Source organism: Stenotrophomonas sp. YJH_SMC_105-26, from assembly GCF_059368915.1.
On record NZ_JCAFSD010000001.1, the window covers coordinates 1376022 to 1394210 of the forward strand.

The window sequence follows — 18189 nt, forward strand, 5'->3', positions numbered from 1 at the left end:
GCGGATCAGCGTCGCTTGACCGTCGCCACGATCAAGCGCTGCAGCTCGGCCTCGGCGCCGACCTTGTCCAGCGCGCCTGCCGCCACGGCTTCGGACAGGGCTTCGGCCGCACCGAGAATCGCCCAGCGTCCGGCCAGGGGGACCGTGCCATCGGCCGCAAACGGGCCCAGCCAGGTGTCGCAGTTGTCGATGAAGTCCTGCTGGTAGCGCCGACGCACTTCATGGAGTTCCGGCGCGCCCACCAGCGCAGCGAGGATGCCCTGCACTTCACTGCCCTGGCTGAGGACGCAGTCGATGTAGCCGGAGGCGATGGCCGCCGCACGATCGGCCAGCTGCGCCCTGGCACGACCGATACGCTCGTGGAAGACCACCGTCTGCCGCCCGTCATAGTCATCGTAGAGCGCGGCCAGCAGCCCGTTGCGGGTCACGAAGTGATCATAGGCCACCGGTTTGGTCACACCGGCCGCCTCGGCCAGCCGCCCCAGCGTCAATGCGTCGGTGCCTTCGTCGCCGACCAGCGCCCAGGCCACGTCCAGCAACTGGCGGGCGCGTTGCTCGCGGGTCAATCGGCGGCGCGTGGGAGCGGCGTTGGCAGGCATCGGTGGAGCACGGCGGTCAGCGCATCGGAGCACCGATTTTACGGCCGATCGCCAGCGCGGTCTGCAGATGCGCTTCGGCTGCACCGGAATCGGCGTCCAGCAGCAGGTCGGACGACAGCACGCGCGCGCCGCAGTAGTCGAAGATGCCCATGTCGATCTGGGTCTTCATCGCCGCACCGTAGCCGCGCCGTTCGATCATGTCCGCGCCAGCCCCGCCGATGCCGACCAGATGCACGCCCAACCGCTGCAGCTTTTTCTGCACCTTGCCATCGGCGCCGTCCTGGTAGGCCCAGCCTTGGGTGAACACACGATCGATCCAGCCCTTCAGCAGCGCGGGGAAGGACCACCAGTACAGGGGATAGACCAGTACCAGCGTGTCGGCAGCCTGCAGCCGCGCCTGCTCGGCGGCGACGTCAGCCGGAGTCGCGCCGGTGCCACGGAACAGCGCTTGGTCCTGCATGTTGAAGCGCGGATCGAAGCCTTCAGCCATCAGATCGGCGTGGGTCACGCTGTTGGCGGCATCCGACGCGGTGATGGCTTCGCCGATGCGCCTGGCGATGGCATGGGTCAACGCGCCAGGTTCAGGGTGGGCGGTAACGATGAGGGTGTGCATGGGGCATGTCCGGAGTTCACTAACTACCAATAGTAAGTAGTGTCGCCCGGGATACCAGCGCCATGCGTGGGACGCTGTTTCCGCATCCACCGTATAGTGCGGCGGTTCCCACTGAGCTGCCCGACGATGCACCGGTATCTGCTTGCCCTTCTGCTGGCCCTGCCGATGGCAATGGACGTTACGCCCGCGCTGGCCGGTGAACTCAGTCCGGAAGACTCGGCCGCATTGCGCAAGGAGGTGCAGGCGATGATGGGCGCCTTCGCCCGTGGCGATACCGAGCTGATCATCGCGCGTACCCATCCCAGCCTGAAGCAGCTGGCCGGTGGCGACGAGGCCTATGCGCGGGCGACCCGCGACACCGTGAAGGCGCTGCGCAGGGCCGGCGTCAGCATCATCAGCGACGAGGCAGGCGTGCCGGGCCGCACCTATGCGGCCGGTGACGAGGAAGTCTGCTTCGTACCGCGCCAGTCACTGCTGCGCGTGCGCGAAGCGCCGATGCGCAGCACGTCATTCATGGTTGCTGTGCGACGCGTCGGTACAACGCAATGGCGCTATCTGGACGGCGCGGCGATGCTGGACAACCCGGCACTGCTGCGGCAACTGCTGCCGGCGCTGGAGCCGGGCGTGACGCTGCCCAGGGGCGGGATGGAAGCGCTGTAGTCGCAGGCGCGCGTCCATCCACGCCCGGGCTCGATCCATTGCAGGCCTGGGCGTGTGTCAGCGGAACAGCGCGTTCAACGCCGCGCCCGAAGCCGCCTGCTGCAGGCCATCGAAGCGGCCGTCCTGCATGATCGGCTCGATGGCCTGCATCAGCCCACCCCACGCGGCTCGCGCCAGCGCACCGCCCAGGCTGACCCGTCGCACGCCGAGTGCGGCGATGTCCTGCAGGCTCAGCGGTGTCGGTCCACCGACCAGCAGGTTCACCGGCTTCGCCCCCGCAGCGGCAACCACCGCGCTGATCTGTTCGGGCGTGCTGATGCCCGGTGCATACAGCACATCGGCGCCGGCCTCGGCATAGGCGCGCAGGCGCTGCAGGGTGTCCTGCAGATCCGGCACGCCAACGAAGAAATTCTCGGCCCGCGCGACCAGCAGCACATCGCCCCCCGCGCGGTCGATGGCCGCACGTGCCGCACACAGTCGCTCGACCGCCTGCCCGATCGGCCGCAGCGGCGCATCGGCCACGCCGCTGGCGTCCTCGATCGACAGCGCCGCGATACCGGTGTCGATGGCCGCCGCCACCGCCTCGCCCACTGCCTGTGGCGTGGCGCCGAAGCCATCACCGAAAACGGCGTTCAACGGCAGCGGTGTCGCGGCCGCCATCAGCCGCAGATGTTCCAGTGTGGCCTGCAGCGAAACCGCCCCATCCGGCCGCCCTTCACTCCAGGCGCAGCCGGCACTGGTCGTGGCCAGTGCCTGGAAGCCCTGCCGCTGCAGGTAGCGGGCGCTGCCCACGTCCCACGGATTGGGCAGCACGAAACAACCGCGCGCATGCAGCTGGCGGAAACGCGCGCGCTTGCGCTGGGTGTCGGCATCAAGCGGGGTCATGGCGGGTTCCCGGGCGGCGGACCTGCACCCTAGCCCACGCTGCGGCGGCACTCAATCACGGCGTGGGCCAACGCGCATGAGGTGATGCCGGCTGCTTATTGGACACCACCGTGCACGCTGCCCGAGCGTGCTTGCCTGCCACACAGTGCCCCACGGAGCCCCAGATGCACCCGGACCCGCAGACCCTGATCGACGCCGGCGACGATGACGCCCATTGGGCCGACCTGCTTTCACCCGCGCGCCGTCGCCTGATCGCGTCGGCCGGGCTGGCCGCTGGCGGCCTGGCCAGCGCGTCGGCTGCCACCGCAGCCGCGCGCAGCGACAACGCCGTGAACACCACCGAACCCGGGCGACCCGGCTTCCGCGCCATCGTTCCGCCGGCGCCCGAGGGCCGCAGCCCTTGGGGCCAGGCCACGGCCAGCGAGCCTACCCCGCGGCCGGCCAGCGTGCGCCCCGGCGAGGCCACGCTGCCCACCCGGCCACGTGCCTACACCGCCATCAAGAGCTACCACGCCCACATCTACTTCGACGAGGACAGCTTCGAGAAGGCCGCGCTGCTGCGGCGCTGGGCCGCCGAGCGCTTCCCTGTGGAGCTGGGCAACTGGAACCTTGAGCCACGCGGGCCGCACGTCACCCCGTCGTTCTATTTCGGCTTCACCAACGACCTGCTGCCGGTGCTGGTGCCCTGGCTGCAGCTCAACAGCCTGGGCCTGACCATCCTGATCCACCCCAATACCGGCGATGGCCGCGCTGACCATCTGCATTACGCGTTGTGGGTGAACCGCGCGCAGCCGGTCAATGCCTACAACTGGCCGGCGCCGAAGCCCGGGCAGCCGGAACCGCTGGAAGAGGTGTTCCCGAACGTGGTGCCGACGGTGCCGCTGGAGATCTGAGCGGCCGGGTGCCGGACAGCTCCATGTGGAGGCGCAGTGTGCTGCCCACCGAACCCCGTCTCCCCGCATGGCGTGGATGCCGGCATCGTCGGCCTACGTGCACGCATCCCCGTCCAGCACCACGTTCAGCGCGCCTTGATCCAGCGCCCGCCATACGGCCGCAAGCGCTCCGGCAGATTTCAAACATACGATTGAAACGCTGCAAACTTCGCCGAACTGGACAGCATCCGCCGGTTCCGCCAGACTGCCGCCCTTTCCCGTCTTCCGGATCCCATGGCGAAGCTGCTGGTCCTGCACGGCCCCAACCTCAACCTGCTCGGCACCCGCGAGCCGGAGGTCTACGGCCACACCACGCTGGCCGACATCGACCAGGCCCTGGCTGCCCAGGCATCGGCCGCCGGACACTCCGTGGAACGCCTGCAGTCCAACGCCGAGCATGTGCTGGTGGACCGCGTGCAGGCTGCGCGCAGCGACGGAACCGCTTTCATCCTGATCAACCCCGCCGCCTTCACCCACACCTCGGTCGCCCTGCGCGATGCGCTGGCGGCGGTGGCGGTGCCGTTCATCGAGATCCACCTGTCCAACCCGCATACCCGTGAGCCGTTCCGCCAGCACAGCTACTTCAGTGACAAGGCAGTGGGCGTGGTATGCGGTTTCGGTGCCGACAGCTACCGCTACGCGATGGACGCGGCGCTGCTGCGCGTGCAGGCGGCCAGCGCGTGAAGATGCCGCCGCGCGTGCTTGCCGGCATCCTGCTGTGGGCCGGTCTGTGCGGCGCCAGTGTCGCTGCCGAGCGCGCGGCCGCGGGCATCGACTGCGCACAGGCAAGCGGCGGCTACGAGCGCGACATGTGCGATTCCGATCGCCTGGATGATGCCGACAGCGCATTGAACGCCGTCTACGCGCAGGCGCGTGGCGAACTGAAGGCGCAGGCAACCGATGGCAGCTGCAGCCGCTGCGCGGCGGCCGAACAGCAGCTGGTGAAGGCCCAGCGCATCTGGATCACCTTGCGCGATGCAGATTGCGAGGCGGTGCATGCCTTCAATGCAGACGGCACCTCGCGCAACCCCGCGAAGATGCAATGCCTGATCACCCAGACGCGCGACCGTACGCGGCAGCTGCGCGAGTTCTACGAACTGCTTTGAACCGAGTGCAACCGCACTCTCCACCACACTGACATCACGAGCAAAGAGGCCACCATGGATCTCCGCAAAATCAAGAAGCTGATCGACCTGCTGGAAGAGTCGAACCTGGCTGAAATCGAAATCAAGGAAGGCGAAGAGTCGGTGCGCCTGTCGCGCGCCCCGGTGGCCGGCTATGCCGCCCCGGTCGCCGCGCCGGTGTATGCCGCTCCGGCCGCCCCGGCGCCGCAGGCGATGCCGATGCAGTCGCCGACCGAAGCCTCCACCGGCGGCAGCGCCAAGCCGGGCCCGGCACTGCCGGAAGGCCACGTGCTGCGCTCGCCGATGGTCGGCACCTTCTACGCCTCGTCCGCCCCGGACAAGCCGGCCTTCGTCACCGTGGGCCAGCAGGTCAAGGAAGGCGAAACCCTGGCCATCATCGAAGCGATGAAGATGTTCAACCCGATCGAAGCCGACACCTCCGGCACCATCGTTGCCATCCTCGGCGAGAACGGCCAGCCGGTGGAATTCGACCAGCCGCTGTTCGTGATCGGCTGAGGGACGCGCCATGCTCGACAAAGTCGTCATCGCCAACCGAGGGGAGATCGCGCTGCGCATCCTGCGCGCGTGCCATACCCTCGGCATCCGCACGGTGGCCGTGCACTCCACGGTCGACCGCAACCTCAAGCACGTGGCCATGGCCGACGAGTCGGTCTGCATCGGTCCGGCGCCGTCGCCGCAGAGCTACCTCAACATCCCGGCCCTGATCGCGGCGGCGGAAGTCACCGACGCCCAGGCCATCCACCCGGGCTACGGCTTCCTGTCGGAGAACGCCGACTTCGCCGAACGCGTGGAAGAATCCGGCTTCATCTTCATCGGCCCCAAGGCCGACACCATCCGCATGATGGGTGACAAGGTCGAAGCCATCCGCGCGATGAAGGCCGCGGGCGTACCGTGCGTGCCCGGCTCGGGCGGCCCGCTCGGCGAGGACATCGTCGCCAACACCAAGATCGCCCGCGAGATCGGTTATCCGGTCATCATCAAGGCGGCCGGCGGTGGCGGTGGTCGCGGCATGCGCGTGGTGCACGCCGAAGCGTCGCTGAAGACCTCGATCGAAACCACCAAGAGCGAGGCCAAGGCCGCGTTCGGCAATGGCGAGGTCTACATGGAGAAGTTCCTGGAGAATCCGCGCCACGTGGAAATCCAGGTGCTGGCCGATGGACAGGGCAATGCCATCCACCTCGGTGAGCGCGACTGCTCGATGCAGCGCCGCCACCAGAAGGTGGTGGAAGAGGCACCGGCGCCGGGCATCACCGCCGAGCAGCGCGAGCAGATCGGCAGGGTCTGCGTGGAAGCCTGCATCCGCATCGGCTACCGCGGCGCGGGCACGTTCGAGTTCCTGTACGAGGACGGCCGCTTCTACTTCATCGAGATGAACACCCGCATCCAGGTGGAGCATCCGGTCACCGAAATGGTCACCGGCATCGACCTGGTGGCCGAGCAGCTGAAGATCGCCGCCGGCCAGAAGCTGTCGATCAAGCAGAGCGACGTGGTGCTGACCGGCCATGCCATCGAGTGCCGCATCAACGCTGAAGATGCTGAAACCTTCGTGCCGAGCCCGGGCACCATCACCGGCTTCCATCCGCCGGGTGGCCCCGGCGTGCGCGTGGACACCCACATCTACAGTGGCTACCGCGTGCCGTCGAACTACGACTCGATGATCGGCAAGCTGATCGTGCACGGCCCGGATCGCGAAACCGCCATTGCCCGCATGCGGGTGGCACTGAGCGAAATGGTGGTCGATGGCATCAAGACCAACATCGCCCTGCAGCAGCGGATCATGCGTGACAAGGGCTTCCAGGCCGGTGGCCAGAACATCCACTACCTGGAAAAGCGCCTGGCCGAGCGCAAGAACAAGCCGATCGCATTGACCTGATCGGCGCCAGGTGCCGGACATGAAAAGGGCGGGGATCTCCCCGCCCTTTTCTGTTCCTGTAGAGCCGGGCCCATGCTCGGCTTGCCGCCAAGCACAGCCGAGCATGGGCTCGGCTCCACAGCGAGCACGTCAGCGCTTGTCGACCACGTCGGCCGGAATCTGCGAATGGGCCAGCGGCCGCACGCCATTGGGCGAGGTAGGATCGACGATCACCATGGTTTCGGTGGAACCATCGGGCCACACCACCTGGAAGGTGCTGCCGGCCGGCAGTGAAGCGAATGGCATGCCACTCTGCGCGCGGTAGACCGCAGCGACCTGGCTGGCACCGGCGCGGCGCACGTCTTCCTGCGCCTTCACCGTGGTCAGCTCCACCTTCGACAGATGCCGGTAGCGGTCCTCGTAGGTATCGATCATCAGCAGGCCAACCGCCCCAGCCGAGTAGGCCACGAACAGCGCCACCCAGAACCAGAACTTGGCCCCATGCAGGAATCGACGGTAATTCATCGCCCGTCCCTCTTTCCAACCAATCGCTTGATCCATTCCTTCATTTTCCCAGCACCTTGCCGCGATACCGCAGCGTCATACACGAAATCCCGGAAATCCTGCGCTCCATCCTGCGAACAGATCCCTCCGTTCGCACAAAAATTGTTGACCAGCACGCTGTCCGCTCCACAGGCCAGGCCGAGTTCACAGGCCGCAAGCCGCCATGCAAGTTCACTGAGCTGCTCGCCCGCCACCAGCCCGTCAAGCGCGCGGTCACCGGCCGCACGCACGCCCATGCCTGGCGCGATGGCCATGTAGGCCTCGGGGTCGCGCGAGGTGCGCACGCGCTCGACCAGGTCGCGGCGGTACTCGGCACTGTCATGCAAGGGCTCGCCCTCGGCGAACAGCGACGCTTCCGCGGCCAGGTTGCCCTGCGCGGCCGCCTTGCGGCGTTCGGCCAGCACCAGCGCCGCGCCCAGCTTGTCGCCCGGCACGAAACCGCCACACCGCTGTGCCACGCGCTCGCGTGCCTCGATCATCGCCGGCGCCGCAGTCAGGCCCAACCCGCTCAGTACGTTGTTGTCCAGGCGGTAGCCACCCGGATCGAGTGCGTACTGCGCGCAATAGTCATAGACGCGGCTGAGCATCCAGCGCGCCTCGTGATTGCCGTTGTCGGCCTGTGCGCGCAGGCGCTGGGCGTAGGCATACAGGTCGCTGGCGTCTTCGATGTCGGCGCGCAGGTCCAGCGGCAGGCCCGACGGCAGCGTGTTGCCGCGCTCGAAAGCCGCCAGCCGCCGCGCCAGGGCTTCCGGCACCACCGGCAGCGGCGCTCCGCCGTCACGGCTGGCCATGGCCAGCGGCAGGTCCGGCGACGCCGACGTCGACGCCACGCCCGCAGCATGGCCGCTGGCCCGATACCCGGCCACGCCCAGCACGGCCACCGCCGGCAGCACGAGCAACCAGGTTTTCAGGGTCGGAGCGAAGGCCATCGGCGGTGGTGAGCGTTCACGGCACACAGGAAAGCGCCGAGTTTAGCAAGGCCCGGCAGGCCTGTCTGAACTGCCCCCATTCATCTCAGAGCGGCATCTCAGGCAATACGGAGACGCCCCGATGGTCTAGCATTGCCCCCTTTCCCGCGACTGTCCCCACCGCCATGCCGTTCCTGGAACTGACCCTGCGCTGCACCGAAGCCACCCAGCCCCGCTATGAAAATGCGCTGGAGGACGTCGGCGCACTGGCCGTGACCCTGCTTGATGCCGAAGCCGACACCAGCAACGAACAGGCCATCCTCGAACCCGGCGTGGGGGAAACGCCGCTGTGGGACACCCTGGTGCTGAGCGCGCTGTTCCCCGCCGACAGCAATGCGCTGCTGCTGCTGGCCGCCCTGGAATCCTTCGACCCGGAACTGGACTGGAGCAATGGCAGCTTCCGCGCGGTCGAAGACGAAGACTGGGAGCGCGCATGGCTGGACCAGTTCCAGCCGATGGATTTCGGCAGCCGCACCTGGATCGTGCCGTGGAACCATGAACTGCCGGACGCTGCACAGGCCGCCGATGCCGCCGTGGTGCGGCTGGACCCGGGCCTGGCCTTCGGCTCGGGCACCCACCCGACCACCGCCCTGTGCCTGCGCTGGCTGGACCAGCTGGCCGTGGACGGCCAGCTGCAGGGCCAGCGCGTGCTCGACTTCGGCTGCGGCTCGGGCATCCTCGCGCTGGCCGCGCTGAAGCTGGGCGCCGCCGAAGCGATCGGCGTGGACAACGACCCGCAGGCGCTGGTCGCCACCGCCGACAATGCCGAGCGCAATGGCGAGCAGGCCCGCATGCAGGTGTACCTGCCGCAGGACGAACCGGTCGCCACCTACCCGATCGTGGTCGCCAACATCCTTGCCTCGGCGCTGGATGCGCTGGCCGAGCTGCTGGCCGCACGCGTCGCCGCCGGCGGTCGCATCGCCCTGTCGGGCATCCTGCAGGGCCAGGAAGGCGAACTGCTGCAGCGTTATGCCGCGTGGTTCGACGATCTGCAGGCCACCCAGGATGGCGACTGGATGCGCATCACCGGCACGCGCCGCGCCTGATCGTGATTGAATGACCGCTGGATCCGAGCCCGCGCCCTGAGCATGTCCGAGCCGAACCCGCCGCGCCGCCCTTTGGCCACCTTCCTGCGCCCCGCGTCGGAAGGCGAGGCCGCACCTGCGACCGACGCGCGCACGCCCGACCCGTCGGCGCATGACATCCCTGCCGCGAAGTCCGGGGACCCGGTCGACGCGGCGCTGCCGCCGATGGCGGAGACGCGACAGCTCGATGACACCGTCATCCTCGACGAAGCGACCGTGATCGAACCCGTCCTTGCCGTCCCCGCCGCGCAGGCGGTGGCCGGCGATGCGCCGAGCTTCCTGGGCACTTCGCGGCCGCGCGCGCTGCCGACGCCGCGCTGGCACTGGGTGCTGGTCGCCGGGCTGGCACTGCTGCTGGTACTGCAGAGCGTGCTGGCCGATCGTGCGCGACTGGCCGCCGACGCCGGCAACCGCACCTGGCTGGGCGCACTGTGCGGCGTGCTGCGCTGCAGCCTGCCGGCCTGGCACGAGCCGACCGCGTTTACCATGACCAGCCGCGAGATCCGCCCCCTGCCCGGCCAGGCCGGTGTGCTGCAGGTGCAGGCCAGCATCCGCAACGATGCGCGCTGGGCACAGGCCTGGCCGGACCTGCGCCTGTCACTGTCCGATGCCGATGGCCGGGTGATCGGCAGCGGCGTGTTCACGCCCGCGCAATACCTTGGCGAAAGCCCGGCCACGACCGTGCTGGAACCGGGCCAGAGTGCGCGCATCGCGTTCCGCGTGCAGGAACCCGCCGCGTCCACCGTCGCATTCACCTTCGACTTCCTCTGACCAGGGTAGAGGCGACCAGCCGTGGCAGGTCGGGCACGCTCGCGCTAGACTGGCCGCCACCACCTCGTCCGGCCGCGCGCTCCGCGCGCACGGGCCAACCGAATCGGGAACCCCCTTGAACGCTGTCCTCTCTCGTCCTGACAACAGTCGTGGCGCTCCCCGGCCACCGCTGCGTGAACACGTCGCCCAGTCCGTGCGCCGCTACCTGCGTGATCTTGATGGCTGCGACGCGGACGATGTCTACGAGATCGTGCTGCGCGAGATGGAAATCCCGCTGTTCGTGGAAGTGCTCAACCACTGCGAAGGCAACCAGAGCCGCGCCGCTGCGATGCTGGGCATCCACCGCGCCACCCTGCGCAAGAAGCTGAAGGAATACGGCATCAGCGCCTGAGCGCGCGCGGGTAGTGCCGGCCGCTCGCCGGCAACCCCATGAACGATGGCAGGATGTCGCAGTTGCCGGCCAGCGGCCGGCACTACCGGTAGATCCACGCCATGCGTGGATGCAGCCCCGGCGGGATCACCCGCCGCCGCCCGCCTTCCAGTAGTACCGCACCACATGGAAGAACACCGGCGCGGCGAAGCACACCGAATCTAGCCGGTCGAGCATGCCGCCATGGCCCTCGATCATGTGGCCCCAGTCCTTGATCCCACGGTCGCGCTTGATCGCCGACATCACCAGGCCGCCCCAGAATCCCATCAGGTTGATCAGCAGCGACAGGCCGAACGCCTGCAGCGGCGTGAACGGGGTGATCCACCACAGCGCCGCCCCAAGCGCGCTGGCGCTCAGCACGCCACCCACGAAGCCCTCCACCGTCTTCGACGGCGACAGCTTCGGCGCGATCAGGTGCCGGCCCAGCAGCTTGCCCCAGATGTACTGCAACACGTCCGAGGACTGCACCACGATCACCAGGAAGGCGAACAGCAGCACGTTGCGCGAGGGGTCGTGACCGGGCACGTGCAGGTTCAGCAGCAGCGGCACGTGCGAGATGCAGAACACGCAGATCATCAACCCCCACTGCACCTTCGCGGTGCGCTCCAGGTAGTGCGTGGTATCGCCACCGATGGTCGACAGGATCGGCAGGAACAGGAACGCATAGACCGGGATCAGCAGCGTGTACATGCCGTACCAGTCGATCCACACCAGGTAGTACTGCCACGGCAGCACGATGTAGAACGCAGCCAGCAGCGCGTAGTAGTCGCCTGAACGGGTCGGCGCCAGGGTGATGAACTCGCGCAGCGCGAACAACGAGATGATCGCGAACAGCACGATCACCCCGGCGCGGCCGAAGAACAGCGCCAGCCCGACCACGATCGCCATCACCCACCATGCACGGATACGCGACACCAGGTTGGCGATCACCGCGCTGGGCTGACCGCGCTGGCGCCAGCGCAGGGTCTCGGCCACCAGCGTGGCCAGCACCAGCACCGCGCCGACGCCGGCAAACAGCAGGCCGGTCTGCTGGCCGACACTCTGCGTTGCCAGATCGCCAGATACATCCAGCACGAAACTCATGCACGACCTCCATTCGGCGCCAGGTCCAGCAGCGCCTGCCGGCTGCGGGCCAGGAATGCGGCCTTGTCCTCGTCGGCCTGCAGCCGCAGCGGCGTGCCGAAGGTAGCCGTGCACAGCAGCGGCAACGGCAGGAACCGCCCCTTCGGCATCACCCGCTTCAGGTTGTCGATCCATACCGGCACGAACTCCAGCTCCGGCCGTTGCCGCGCCAGGTGGTAGATGCCGCTCTTGAACGGCAACAGCGGTTCATCGCCGATATTGCGCGTGCCTTCCGGGAACAGGATCAGCGAGCAGTCTTCGTCCACCGCATCGCGCAGTACCTGCAACGGGTCCTGCTGGCGATGGCCGGCCTCGCGCTCGACCAGAACACCGTTGAACACCGCATCGATCAGGTAGCGACGCAGGCCATCACGCTGCCAGTACTCGGCCGCGGCCACCGGGCGCACCTGGCGCCGCAGTGCCGGTGGCATCGATGACCAGATCAGCACGAAGTCACCATGGCTGGCGTGGTTGCCGTAGTACACGCGGCGCTCGCTGGACGGCGCGCAACCGATCCACAGCGCGCGTGCGCCGGTCACCACATGGATCGCGCCACTGCAGGCGCGGGCAATCAGTTCGGCAAACATCGGTCACTCCCATTCACGTCTGCGGCCACACCACGGCCAGCACCAGCAGTGCGAACTGCACTGCGGTCAGCAGGTACTGGCGCAGCAGCAGGCGGCGCATGCCGGACCAGCGCGCATCCCAGCCACGCAGTGGCGCATCGGGCGACGCGCGGCGCAGGCCACTGTCGTGCAGCAGCTGATCGATGCGGCGCGCGGCGGCTTCGCCCTCCAGGCCTTCATCGCGCAGCAGCTGCAGCAGGCTGGCATCCAGCCCCACCCGCCACGCGTGGTAGGCCTGTGCGATGCCCGCGGCAACACTGAGCAGCAACAGGCCGGCAGCGATCATCGCCAGCCCCGGCTCGGTGCCGAGCAGCAGCAGTGCCACCAGCAACATCCCCAGCGACAGCAGCGCCGGCCAACGCCCCTGGCGCAGCAGCAGCTGCATGGTCACCAGATCGGGAACCGTGCTCATGCGCGCGCTCCTGCCGCAGCAGTGATGGCATGCAGATGCGCCGCGTGCAGCACGATGCCGGGGCGTGCAGCCCGCACGATCGCCACTGCCGCGTTCGCATCGGCGGCACGACCACTGCGCAGCAGCCAGGTGGCGACGCTGGCGGCACTGCGCGAATAGCCCAGCGCGCAGCACGCCAGCAGCGGCCCCTGCACGCGCAGACGCTCGATGGCATCGGCCGCCTCGCGCAGCTGTTCCGGCGTGGGCACCACCAGGTCCAGCATCGGCACGCTGGCATACGCCGCGCCCGGCGCGCGGCAGGACAGTTCAGCACAGGTATCGACCACGCCGACCAGCGGTGTTGGCAACGCAGCACAGGGAATGCGTCCCAGCCACACGTCATCCATCACCGGCACCGGCTGCGGCGCACGCCGCGTCCACAGCCGCGAATTGACCCAGGCTGCGCCCAGGTACGGCGCCAGCAGCCAGCGTGCCGCCATGGTCAGGCGACCATCGGCGCGCTTCTGGAACACCGCGGTACCCAGCCCGGCATAGGCCAGCGCCACCAGCAGCAGCGACACCACCGGCCACAGCAGCCACAACGCGGCGCCACGCAGAAGCACCACCGGCACCAGCAGTACAGCGGCCCCCAGCAGGTACACCCCTGCCAGGCGCCAGCGCTTGGCATCACGTGCCGTGCGCCATGCACGCAGCGGTGGCGTGCCCTGCTCCGGCCACAGCCAGACGCACAACCAGCCGGCCAGCAGGCCGGTCGGGATATCGATGAAATGATGCTGGAACGTGGTCAGCACCGATACGCCGATCAGCAGCGCCCACACATGCAGCACCCAGCGCCACACGCCGTGCAGGTACTGTGCGAACTTCACCCACAGCACGATCAGCAACACGATGTGCAGCGACGGTGCCTGGTTGAACGGCTTGTCGAAGCCTAGCAGCACATCGAACAGCCAGCCGAACACACCGCCGATCTGCGGACGCTCGAAGCTGAAGCGCAGCGGCCACAGCAGGAAGCAGCTCACGGCGATCAGCTGTGCGCTCAACAGCCGCAATGCGTGCCGGTCCAGCTCCAGCCGTTGCCGGCACAGGAAGAACGAGACCGCGTAGAACAGGTCGATCGACCAGTACGGCACGATCGTCCATGGCACGAACGGGATGCGGGTCTCCCAGCCGAACGCCATCACCGGCAGGGTAGCGTGGCGGCCGGCCATCCAGTTGGCGAAGCCATAACTGGCGAAGAAGAACGGACCCAGCAGGGCCAGCCACAACAGGGCGCGCCGCCAGGGGCGCCCCTCTGCGGCCAGTGGGGATGCGGCGAGCGTCGCCATCACGCGGTCCGGCGCGCCAGCGATACGGTGAAGATGCCGAAGTCGTCGATACGCTGCGCCACCTTCTCGAACCCGGCCAGGCGCACCAGTTCGTCCATCTCCTGCTGGGTACGGCGGCGCATCACCCACGCCGCGCCACCGCGGTGGCTGGTCAAGGCACGGGCAATGAATTCCAGCTGCGGGTGCCAGGGCTGGCCGGTATAGGCCAGGTAGCCACCCACCGGCACCGCTGCGGCAATGCCCTGCAGCGAGCGCAGCACGGCGTCGTTGTCGGGGAACAGTTCGTACAGGCCCGAGACTACCGCCAGCGTCGGCGCTGGATCGACCTTGGCCAGCTGTGCCGGGTCGAACGCATCACCCTGCTCGAAGCGCGCGATGTCGGCCGCGCCCAGGCGCTGGATCAACGCCTGGCCCTGGGTCACGTTCAGATCGCTGAAGTCGCGCAGCACGATGCGGTCGGCGCGCTGCTCGCCCTGGCCCAGTGCTTCCAGCACATAGCGGCCATGGCCGGCGGCCACGTCCAGCACCCGCACCGGCGTGCCCTGCCCGCGCAGGCGCTGTGCGGCGTCGCGCAGCAGTTCCTGCAGGTGCTGGCCACGCACGCGGATGCCACGCCAGCCGATCGCATCCAGGTAGTTGCGGTCGACCATCCGCCCCAATGGGCCCTTGCCGCGCGCCTCATTCCGGTAGATGTAGTCCAGCGTGCTACCGGAATCGAAACCGGTCTGCAGGCCCAGCGCGATGCCTTCGGACAGCGTGCCGCCGAAGCGCAGGCCGCCACGTACAACGCGCCAGCGCAGGTCGGCCAGGCTGTTGCGTTCCGGTGGCCAGGCCAGGATCTCCGACTCTTCGAAGGTCGGCCCATGGCGGTGCGCGTCGCGCCGTGACAGCTCGCGCAACGGTTCGGCGAAACGCGCCTGGATGAAGCTGCGGATGCGCGCCAGTGCCGGTGCCCGATCGCGCTCGCCCAGCGTGTCGTGGAAGAAGCCCGGCAGGTGCACCCGCTCCTTGATCGGGCTGGACAGGCGCTCATAGAAGCGATCCTGCGGGCCACGGTGCACCACGAAATCCGAGCCGGACACCAGCAGCTGCACCGGCACGCTGATCGCCTGCGCATCGGCCACGATGCGGTCGGCCGCTTCGTACAGGCCCAGCAGCACGCGCACCGAGATCGGCCGGGTGATCAGCGGATCGGTACGGTAGCTTTCCACCCGCGCCGGGTCATGGGTCAGCCACTGCGGCTTGACGTAGCTGTTGACGAAGAAGTTGCCGCGCAGCTTCTGCATCAAGGCCAGGCCCGGCCGCGCGAACGGCACGTACAGCTTCACCTTGAACGCCGGTGAAGCCATCACCAGCGCACGCAGGCGTGGCGCGTAATCGTGCACCCAGGTCGCGGCGACCACCGCCCCTACGCTCTGCGCGATCACCACGATGTCTTCCACCGCAATGCCGTGCTCGGCGCCGATGTGGGCGATGAAGCTGTCCAAGTCGCGCACCAGCGCCGGGAAGCCCGGTGCATCGCCACGCGCACCCGGCGAACGGCCATTGCCGCGCGCATCCCAGGCGAAGAAGGCGGTGTCGGGCAGGTCCAGCTCATCGACCAGGTGGGTGACACGCCCGGAGTGCTCGTGGCCGCGGTGCAGCAGCACGATGGCCCGGGTGGCCGGGGTGGCGGTGGTGCCCGCCCAGTACCGGTAGAACAGCGGTACCTGGTCGAAGCTGTGGAATTCCCGTTCCTGCGCCTGACGCATGCAATCTCCTGATTGTCTTTTTGTATCTGCTTGATTAATTCGACGAAACCGCCGTTTCCCGCAGTCCGCGACGGACGCGGTTGATCATGGTCAGCATGCACAGCACCGCCATGGCCGCGGCCACGCCCGTCACCGTCATCGCGCCAACCCACCCAAACGCCAGCAGCAGACCCAACACGCCGACGACGAAGGCGCGGTCACTCTTGCCCATCGGGCCGTCATAGCGGCGGCTGGCACCGACCATCAGCCCCAGCACCCCGGCGTACTCGCTCAGCGCCGCCGTCCAGGCCACCAGCCACAGCACTTCCGGGCGCACGCCCGGCACGCTGAGCAGGCTCAGGTACAGCGCCGCGTCGGCGATCACATCGCACAGCTCGTTCAGATAGGCGCCCAGCCGCGACTGCTGGCCGAACTCGCGGGCCAACATGCCGTCCACGGCGTTGAGCGCCATGCGCAGCAGCATCCACAGCGGCAGCAGCAGGTACAGCAGGGGCTGGGCCGGCGCGCAGCACCAGACGGCGGCAGCGACCAGCAGCGAGACCACGGCCGCGGTCACGGTCACCGCATTGGCGGTGATCCCCATGCGGTACAGACCGCGTACGGCGGGACGCAACAGGTCCTGAAAACGTCCTTTCAATGCATAGATCGACACGATCCGAACCCGCTGATCCTTGGCAGTTCCGGCACAGCCTACCCGATTGGAGCAGCGCGCCCCATCGAATTGCTTGCGGACCGCCCCCGGCCAGGCTGTGCTGAAGGCGGCCACAGGCCGTGGGTGCGGGTCGATTTTCCCCGCCGGCGCCCGCCACCGGCCCCCACCGCCTACAATATCGGCCCCGCTCCGCTGCCGATTCTGTCCCATGACTGCTGATCTGTTGCCCGTCCGCCGGGCCCTCCTCTCCGTTTCCGACAAGACCGGCCTGGTCGAGCTGGCCACTGCGCTGGCGGCACGCGGCGTGGAGCTGTTGTCCACCGGCGGCACCGCCAAGGCGATCCGCGATGCGGGCCTGGCCGTGAAGGACGTGGCCGAGGTTACCGGCTTCCCGGAAATGATGGACGGCCGGGTCAAGACCCTGCACCCGATGGTGCACGGCGGCCTGCTGGGCCGTTCCGGCCTGGATGATGCGGTGATGGCCGAGCACGGCATCGGTGCCATCGACCTGCTGGTGCTGAACCTGTACCCGTTCGAATCGGTCACCGCCCAGGCCGACTGCACCCTGGCCGACGCGGTCGAGAACATCGACATCGGCGGCCCGGCCATGCTGCGCTCGGCGGCCAAGAACTTCGCCCGCGTGGCGGTGGCCACCGATCCGTCGCAGTACGCCGAGCTGCTGGCCTCGCTGGAGGCCAACAACGGCCAGCTGACGGCGGCCACCCGCTTCGCATTCTCGGTGGCCGCGTTCAACCGCGTCGCCCAGTACGATGCGGCGATCAGCAACTACCTGTCGGCGGTCACCGCCACTGACGCCGCCGTGCCGGCCCGTGCCGAGTACCCGGCGCAGATGAACTCCACCTTCGTGAAGGTGATGGACCTGCGCTATGGCGAGAACCCGCACCAGAGCGGCGCGTTCTACCGCGACCTGTACCCGGTGCCGGGCACGCTGGCCACCTTCCAGCAGCTGCAGGGCAAGGAGCTGAGCTACAACAACCTGGCCGACGCCGATGCGGCGTGGGAATGCGTGCGCCAGTTCGATGCGCCGGCCTGCGTCATCGTCAAGCACGCCAACCCGTGCGGCGTGGCCGTCGGCGCCGGCAACGGCGATGCCTACGAGCTGGCCTACGCCACCGACCCGACCAGCGCCTTCGGCGGCATCATCGCCTTCAACAAGCCGCTGGATGCCGCCACCGCCAAGGTGATCCTCGACCGCCAGTTCGTCGAAGTGCTGATCGCCCCGGACTACGAGCCGGCCGCGCTGGAGTACGCGCAGAAGAAGGCCAACGTGCGCGTACTGCGCATCCCGCACGGCGACGGGCTGAACAACTTCGACAGCAAGCGCGTCGGCTCGGGCCTGCTGCTGCAGTCCTCGGACAACCGCGGCATGACCCGCGACGAACTGAAGGTGGTCAGCAGGCTGGCGCCGACCGACAAGCAGTTCACCGACCTGCTGTTCGCCTGGAACGTGGCCAAGTTCGTGAAGTCCAACGCGATCGTCTACGCCAAGGACAACCGCACCATCGGTGTCGGTGCCGGCCAGATGAGCCGCGTGTACTCGGCCCGCATCGCCGGCATCAAGGCCGCCGATGCGAACCTGGTGGTCGAGGGCTCGGTGATGGCCTCCGACGCTTTCTTCCCGTTCCGCGATGGCATCGATGCCGCTGCAGCCGCCGGCATCAAGGCGGTCATCCAGCCGGGCGGTTCGATGCGCGATGCCGAAGTGATCGCCGCCGCCGACGAACATGGCCTGGCCATGGTGTTCACCGGCGTGCGCCACTTCCGCCACTGATCCGC

The 18189-nt window shown here is 68.2% G+C and carries 21 protein-coding genes; 10 read left to right on the plus strand and 11 right to left on the minus strand.

The window, feature by feature from the left end:
• Window positions 1–5 precede the first annotated feature (5 nt).
• Entirely contained in the window at window positions 6–599 is a 594-nt protein-coding gene (locus tag AC5P7F_RS06280) for a TetR/AcrR family transcriptional regulator (RefSeq protein ID WP_049439310.1), read from the minus strand.
• 16 nt (window positions 600–615) lie between these two features.
• Window positions 616–1212, minus strand: coding sequence for an NAD(P)H-dependent oxidoreductase (locus AC5P7F_RS06285; protein ID WP_049407909.1), 597 nt, complete (start codon window positions 1210–1212; stop codon window positions 616–618).
• Window positions 1213–1338: 126 nt separating this feature from the next.
• On the opposite strand from AC5P7F_RS06285, the gene AC5P7F_RS06290 reads away from it, so the two are divergent.
• A complete protein-coding gene (locus tag AC5P7F_RS06290; RefSeq protein WP_014648608.1) occupies window positions 1339–1872 on the plus strand; it encodes a hypothetical protein in 534 nt (177 codons plus the stop codon).
• Between the two features lie 57 nt (window positions 1873–1929).
• On the opposite strand, the gene AC5P7F_RS06295 is transcribed toward AC5P7F_RS06290, so the two are convergent.
• Window positions 1930–2757, minus strand: coding sequence for an isocitrate lyase/phosphoenolpyruvate mutase family protein (locus AC5P7F_RS06295; RefSeq protein WP_164077589.1), 828 nt, complete (start codon window positions 2755–2757; stop codon window positions 1930–1932).
• A 164-nt stretch (window positions 2758–2921) separates the two neighbouring features.
• Between AC5P7F_RS06295 and AC5P7F_RS06300 the strand changes: the two genes are divergently transcribed.
• The 5 genes from AC5P7F_RS06300 (at window position 2922) to accC (ending at window position 6707) form a co-directional block, all read left to right on the plus strand.
• Window positions 2922–3650 carry a DOPA 4,5-dioxygenase family protein gene (locus tag AC5P7F_RS06300; protein WP_014648610.1) on the plus strand — a complete coding sequence of 243 codons (729 nt, stop codon included), beginning with the start codon at window positions 2922–2924 and terminating at the stop codon, window positions 3648–3650.
• 273 nt (window positions 3651–3923) lie between these two features.
• Window positions 3924–4373, plus strand: coding sequence for a type II 3-dehydroquinate dehydratase (aroQ, locus tag AC5P7F_RS06305; RefSeq protein WP_164077588.1), 450 nt, complete (start codon window positions 3924–3926; stop codon window positions 4371–4373).
• A complete protein-coding gene (locus tag AC5P7F_RS06310) occupies window positions 4370–4795 on the plus strand; it encodes a lysozyme inhibitor LprI family protein (protein WP_164077587.1) in 426 nt (141 codons plus the stop codon). The genes aroQ and AC5P7F_RS06310 overlap by 4 nt, the downstream gene beginning before the upstream one ends.
• A gap of 54 nt (window positions 4796–4849) precedes the next feature.
• Entirely contained in the window at window positions 4850–5329 is a 480-nt protein-coding gene (gene accB, locus AC5P7F_RS06315; protein WP_005419696.1) for an acetyl-CoA carboxylase biotin carboxyl carrier protein, read from the plus strand.
• A 10-nt stretch (window positions 5330–5339) separates the two neighbouring features.
• Window positions 5340–6707, plus strand: coding sequence for an acetyl-CoA carboxylase biotin carboxylase subunit (gene accC / locus AC5P7F_RS06320; RefSeq protein ID WP_164077586.1), 1368 nt, complete (start codon window positions 5340–5342; stop codon window positions 6705–6707).
• Window positions 6708–6836: 129 nt separating this feature from the next.
• Here accC and AC5P7F_RS06325 read toward each other — a convergent pair whose 3' ends face one another.
• On the minus strand, window positions 6837–7211 hold the full coding sequence (locus AC5P7F_RS06325; protein WP_075076462.1) for a hypothetical protein: 375 nt from the start codon (window positions 7209–7211) through the stop codon (window positions 6837–6839).
• Window positions 7208–8179, minus strand: coding sequence for a hypothetical protein (locus AC5P7F_RS06330; RefSeq protein ID WP_014648615.1), 972 nt, complete (start codon window positions 8177–8179; stop codon window positions 7208–7210). Before AC5P7F_RS06330 ends, AC5P7F_RS06325 begins: the two co-directional genes overlap by 4 nt.
• A gap of 164 nt (window positions 8180–8343) precedes the next feature.
• Here AC5P7F_RS06330 and prmA point away from each other — a divergent pair, with 164 nt between their 5' ends.
• The 3 genes from prmA (at window position 8344) to fis (ending at window position 10465) form a co-directional block, all read left to right on the plus strand.
• Window positions 8344–9264 carry a 50S ribosomal protein L11 methyltransferase gene (gene prmA, locus AC5P7F_RS06335; protein ID WP_014648616.1) on the plus strand — a complete coding sequence of 307 codons (921 nt, stop codon included), beginning with the start codon at window positions 8344–8346 and terminating at the stop codon, window positions 9262–9264.
• A gap of 42 nt (window positions 9265–9306) precedes the next feature.
• Window positions 9307–10074, plus strand: coding sequence for a DUF3426 domain-containing protein (locus tag AC5P7F_RS06340; protein ID WP_049407899.1), 768 nt, complete (start codon window positions 9307–9309; stop codon window positions 10072–10074).
• 115 nt (window positions 10075–10189) lie between these two features.
• Window positions 10190–10465, plus strand: a complete 276-nt coding sequence (gene fis, locus AC5P7F_RS06345) for a DNA-binding transcriptional regulator Fis (RefSeq protein ID WP_005419706.1) — start codon at window positions 10190–10192, stop codon at window positions 10463–10465.
• A 126-nt stretch (window positions 10466–10591) separates the two neighbouring features.
• Here fis and AC5P7F_RS06350 read toward each other — a convergent pair whose 3' ends face one another.
• Genes AC5P7F_RS06350 through AC5P7F_RS06375 form a run of 6 tightly spaced genes read right to left on the minus strand, consistent with a single transcriptional unit; the run spans window position 10592 to window position 16392 of the window.
• The gene (locus AC5P7F_RS06350; RefSeq protein WP_014648618.1) at window positions 10592–11587 is read right to left on the minus strand and encodes a phosphatidate cytidylyltransferase; all 996 of its coding nucleotides are present in this window, start codon (window positions 11585–11587) and stop codon (window positions 10592–10594) included.
• Window positions 11584–12213: a lysophospholipid acyltransferase family protein gene (locus AC5P7F_RS06355; protein ID WP_014648619.1), complete on the minus strand. Its 630-nt coding sequence runs from the start codon at window positions 12211–12213 to the stop codon at window positions 11584–11586. The genes AC5P7F_RS06350 and AC5P7F_RS06355 overlap by 4 nt, the downstream gene beginning before the upstream one ends.
• A gap of 13 nt (window positions 12214–12226) precedes the next feature.
• The gene (locus AC5P7F_RS06360; protein ID WP_075076466.1) at window positions 12227–12664 is read right to left on the minus strand and encodes a hypothetical protein; all 438 of its coding nucleotides are present in this window, start codon (window positions 12662–12664) and stop codon (window positions 12227–12229) included.
• A complete protein-coding gene (locus AC5P7F_RS06365; RefSeq protein ID WP_185741903.1) occupies window positions 12661–13965 on the minus strand; it encodes a phosphatase PAP2/dual specificity phosphatase family protein in 1305 nt (434 codons plus the stop codon). The genes AC5P7F_RS06360 and AC5P7F_RS06365 overlap by 4 nt, the downstream gene beginning before the upstream one ends.
• 23 nt (window positions 13966–13988) lie before the next feature.
• Window positions 13989–15740 carry a bifunctional alpha/beta hydrolase/class I SAM-dependent methyltransferase gene (locus AC5P7F_RS06370; RefSeq protein WP_049439322.1) on the minus strand — a complete coding sequence of 584 codons (1752 nt, stop codon included), beginning with the start codon at window positions 15738–15740 and terminating at the stop codon, window positions 13989–13991.
• Window positions 15741–15774: 34 nt separating this feature from the next.
• The gene (locus tag AC5P7F_RS06375; protein WP_075076469.1) at window positions 15775–16392 is read right to left on the minus strand and encodes a CDP-alcohol phosphatidyltransferase family protein; all 618 of its coding nucleotides are present in this window, start codon (window positions 16390–16392) and stop codon (window positions 15775–15777) included.
• 208 nt (window positions 16393–16600) lie between these two features.
• Between AC5P7F_RS06375 and purH the strand changes: the two genes are divergently transcribed.
• Entirely contained in the window at window positions 16601–18184 is a 1584-nt protein-coding gene (gene purH, locus AC5P7F_RS06380; protein WP_046429857.1) for a bifunctional phosphoribosylaminoimidazolecarboxamide formyltransferase/IMP cyclohydrolase, read from the plus strand.
• The last annotated feature ends 5 nt before the right edge of the window (window positions 18185–18189 follow it).

Coding starts and splice junctions, on each gene's coding strand:
- AC5P7F_RS06280 (WP_049439310.1), bottom strand. CDS start 599: ATGCCTGCCAACGCCGCTCCCACGCGCCGCCGATTGACCCGCGAGCAA.
- AC5P7F_RS06285 (WP_049407909.1), bottom strand. CDS start 1,212: ATGCACACCCTCATCGTTACCGCCCACCCTGAACCTGGCGCGTTGACC.
- AC5P7F_RS06290 (WP_014648608.1), top strand. CDS start 1,339: ATGCACCGGTATCTGCTTGCCCTTCTGCTGGCCCTGCCGATGGCAATG.
- AC5P7F_RS06295 (WP_164077589.1), bottom strand. CDS start 2,757: ATGACCCCGCTTGATGCCGACACCCAGCGCAAGCGCGCGCGTTTCCGC.
- AC5P7F_RS06300 (WP_014648610.1), top strand. CDS start 2,922: ATGCACCCGGACCCGCAGACCCTGATCGACGCCGGCGACGATGACGCC.
- aroQ (WP_164077588.1), top strand. CDS start 3,924: ATGGCGAAGCTGCTGGTCCTGCACGGCCCCAACCTCAACCTGCTCGGC.
- accB (WP_005419696.1), top strand. CDS start 4,850: ATGGATCTCCGCAAAATCAAGAAGCTGATCGACCTGCTGGAAGAGTCG.
- accC (WP_164077586.1), top strand. CDS start 5,340: ATGCTCGACAAAGTCGTCATCGCCAACCGAGGGGAGATCGCGCTGCGC.
- AC5P7F_RS06325 (WP_075076462.1), bottom strand. CDS start 7,211: ATGAATTACCGTCGATTCCTGCATGGGGCCAAGTTCTGGTTCTGGGTG.
- AC5P7F_RS06330 (WP_014648615.1), bottom strand. CDS start 8,179: ATGGCCTTCGCTCCGACCCTGAAAACCTGGTTGCTCGTGCTGCCGGCG.
- prmA (WP_014648616.1), top strand. CDS start 8,344: ATGCCGTTCCTGGAACTGACCCTGCGCTGCACCGAAGCCACCCAGCCC.
- AC5P7F_RS06340 (WP_049407899.1), top strand. CDS start 9,307: ATGTCCGAGCCGAACCCGCCGCGCCGCCCTTTGGCCACCTTCCTGCGC.
- AC5P7F_RS06350 (WP_014648618.1), bottom strand. CDS start 11,587: ATGAGTTTCGTGCTGGATGTATCTGGCGATCTGGCAACGCAGAGTGTC.
- AC5P7F_RS06355 (WP_014648619.1), bottom strand. CDS start 12,213: ATGTTTGCCGAACTGATTGCCCGCGCCTGCAGTGGCGCGATCCATGTG.
- AC5P7F_RS06360 (WP_075076466.1), bottom strand. CDS start 12,664: ATGAGCACGGTTCCCGATCTGGTGACCATGCAGCTGCTGCTGCGCCAG.
- AC5P7F_RS06370 (WP_049439322.1), bottom strand. CDS start 15,740: ATGCGTCAGGCGCAGGAACGGGAATTCCACAGCTTCGACCAGGTACCG.
- purH (WP_046429857.1), top strand. CDS start 16,601: ATGACTGCTGATCTGTTGCCCGTCCGCCGGGCCCTCCTCTCCGTTTCC.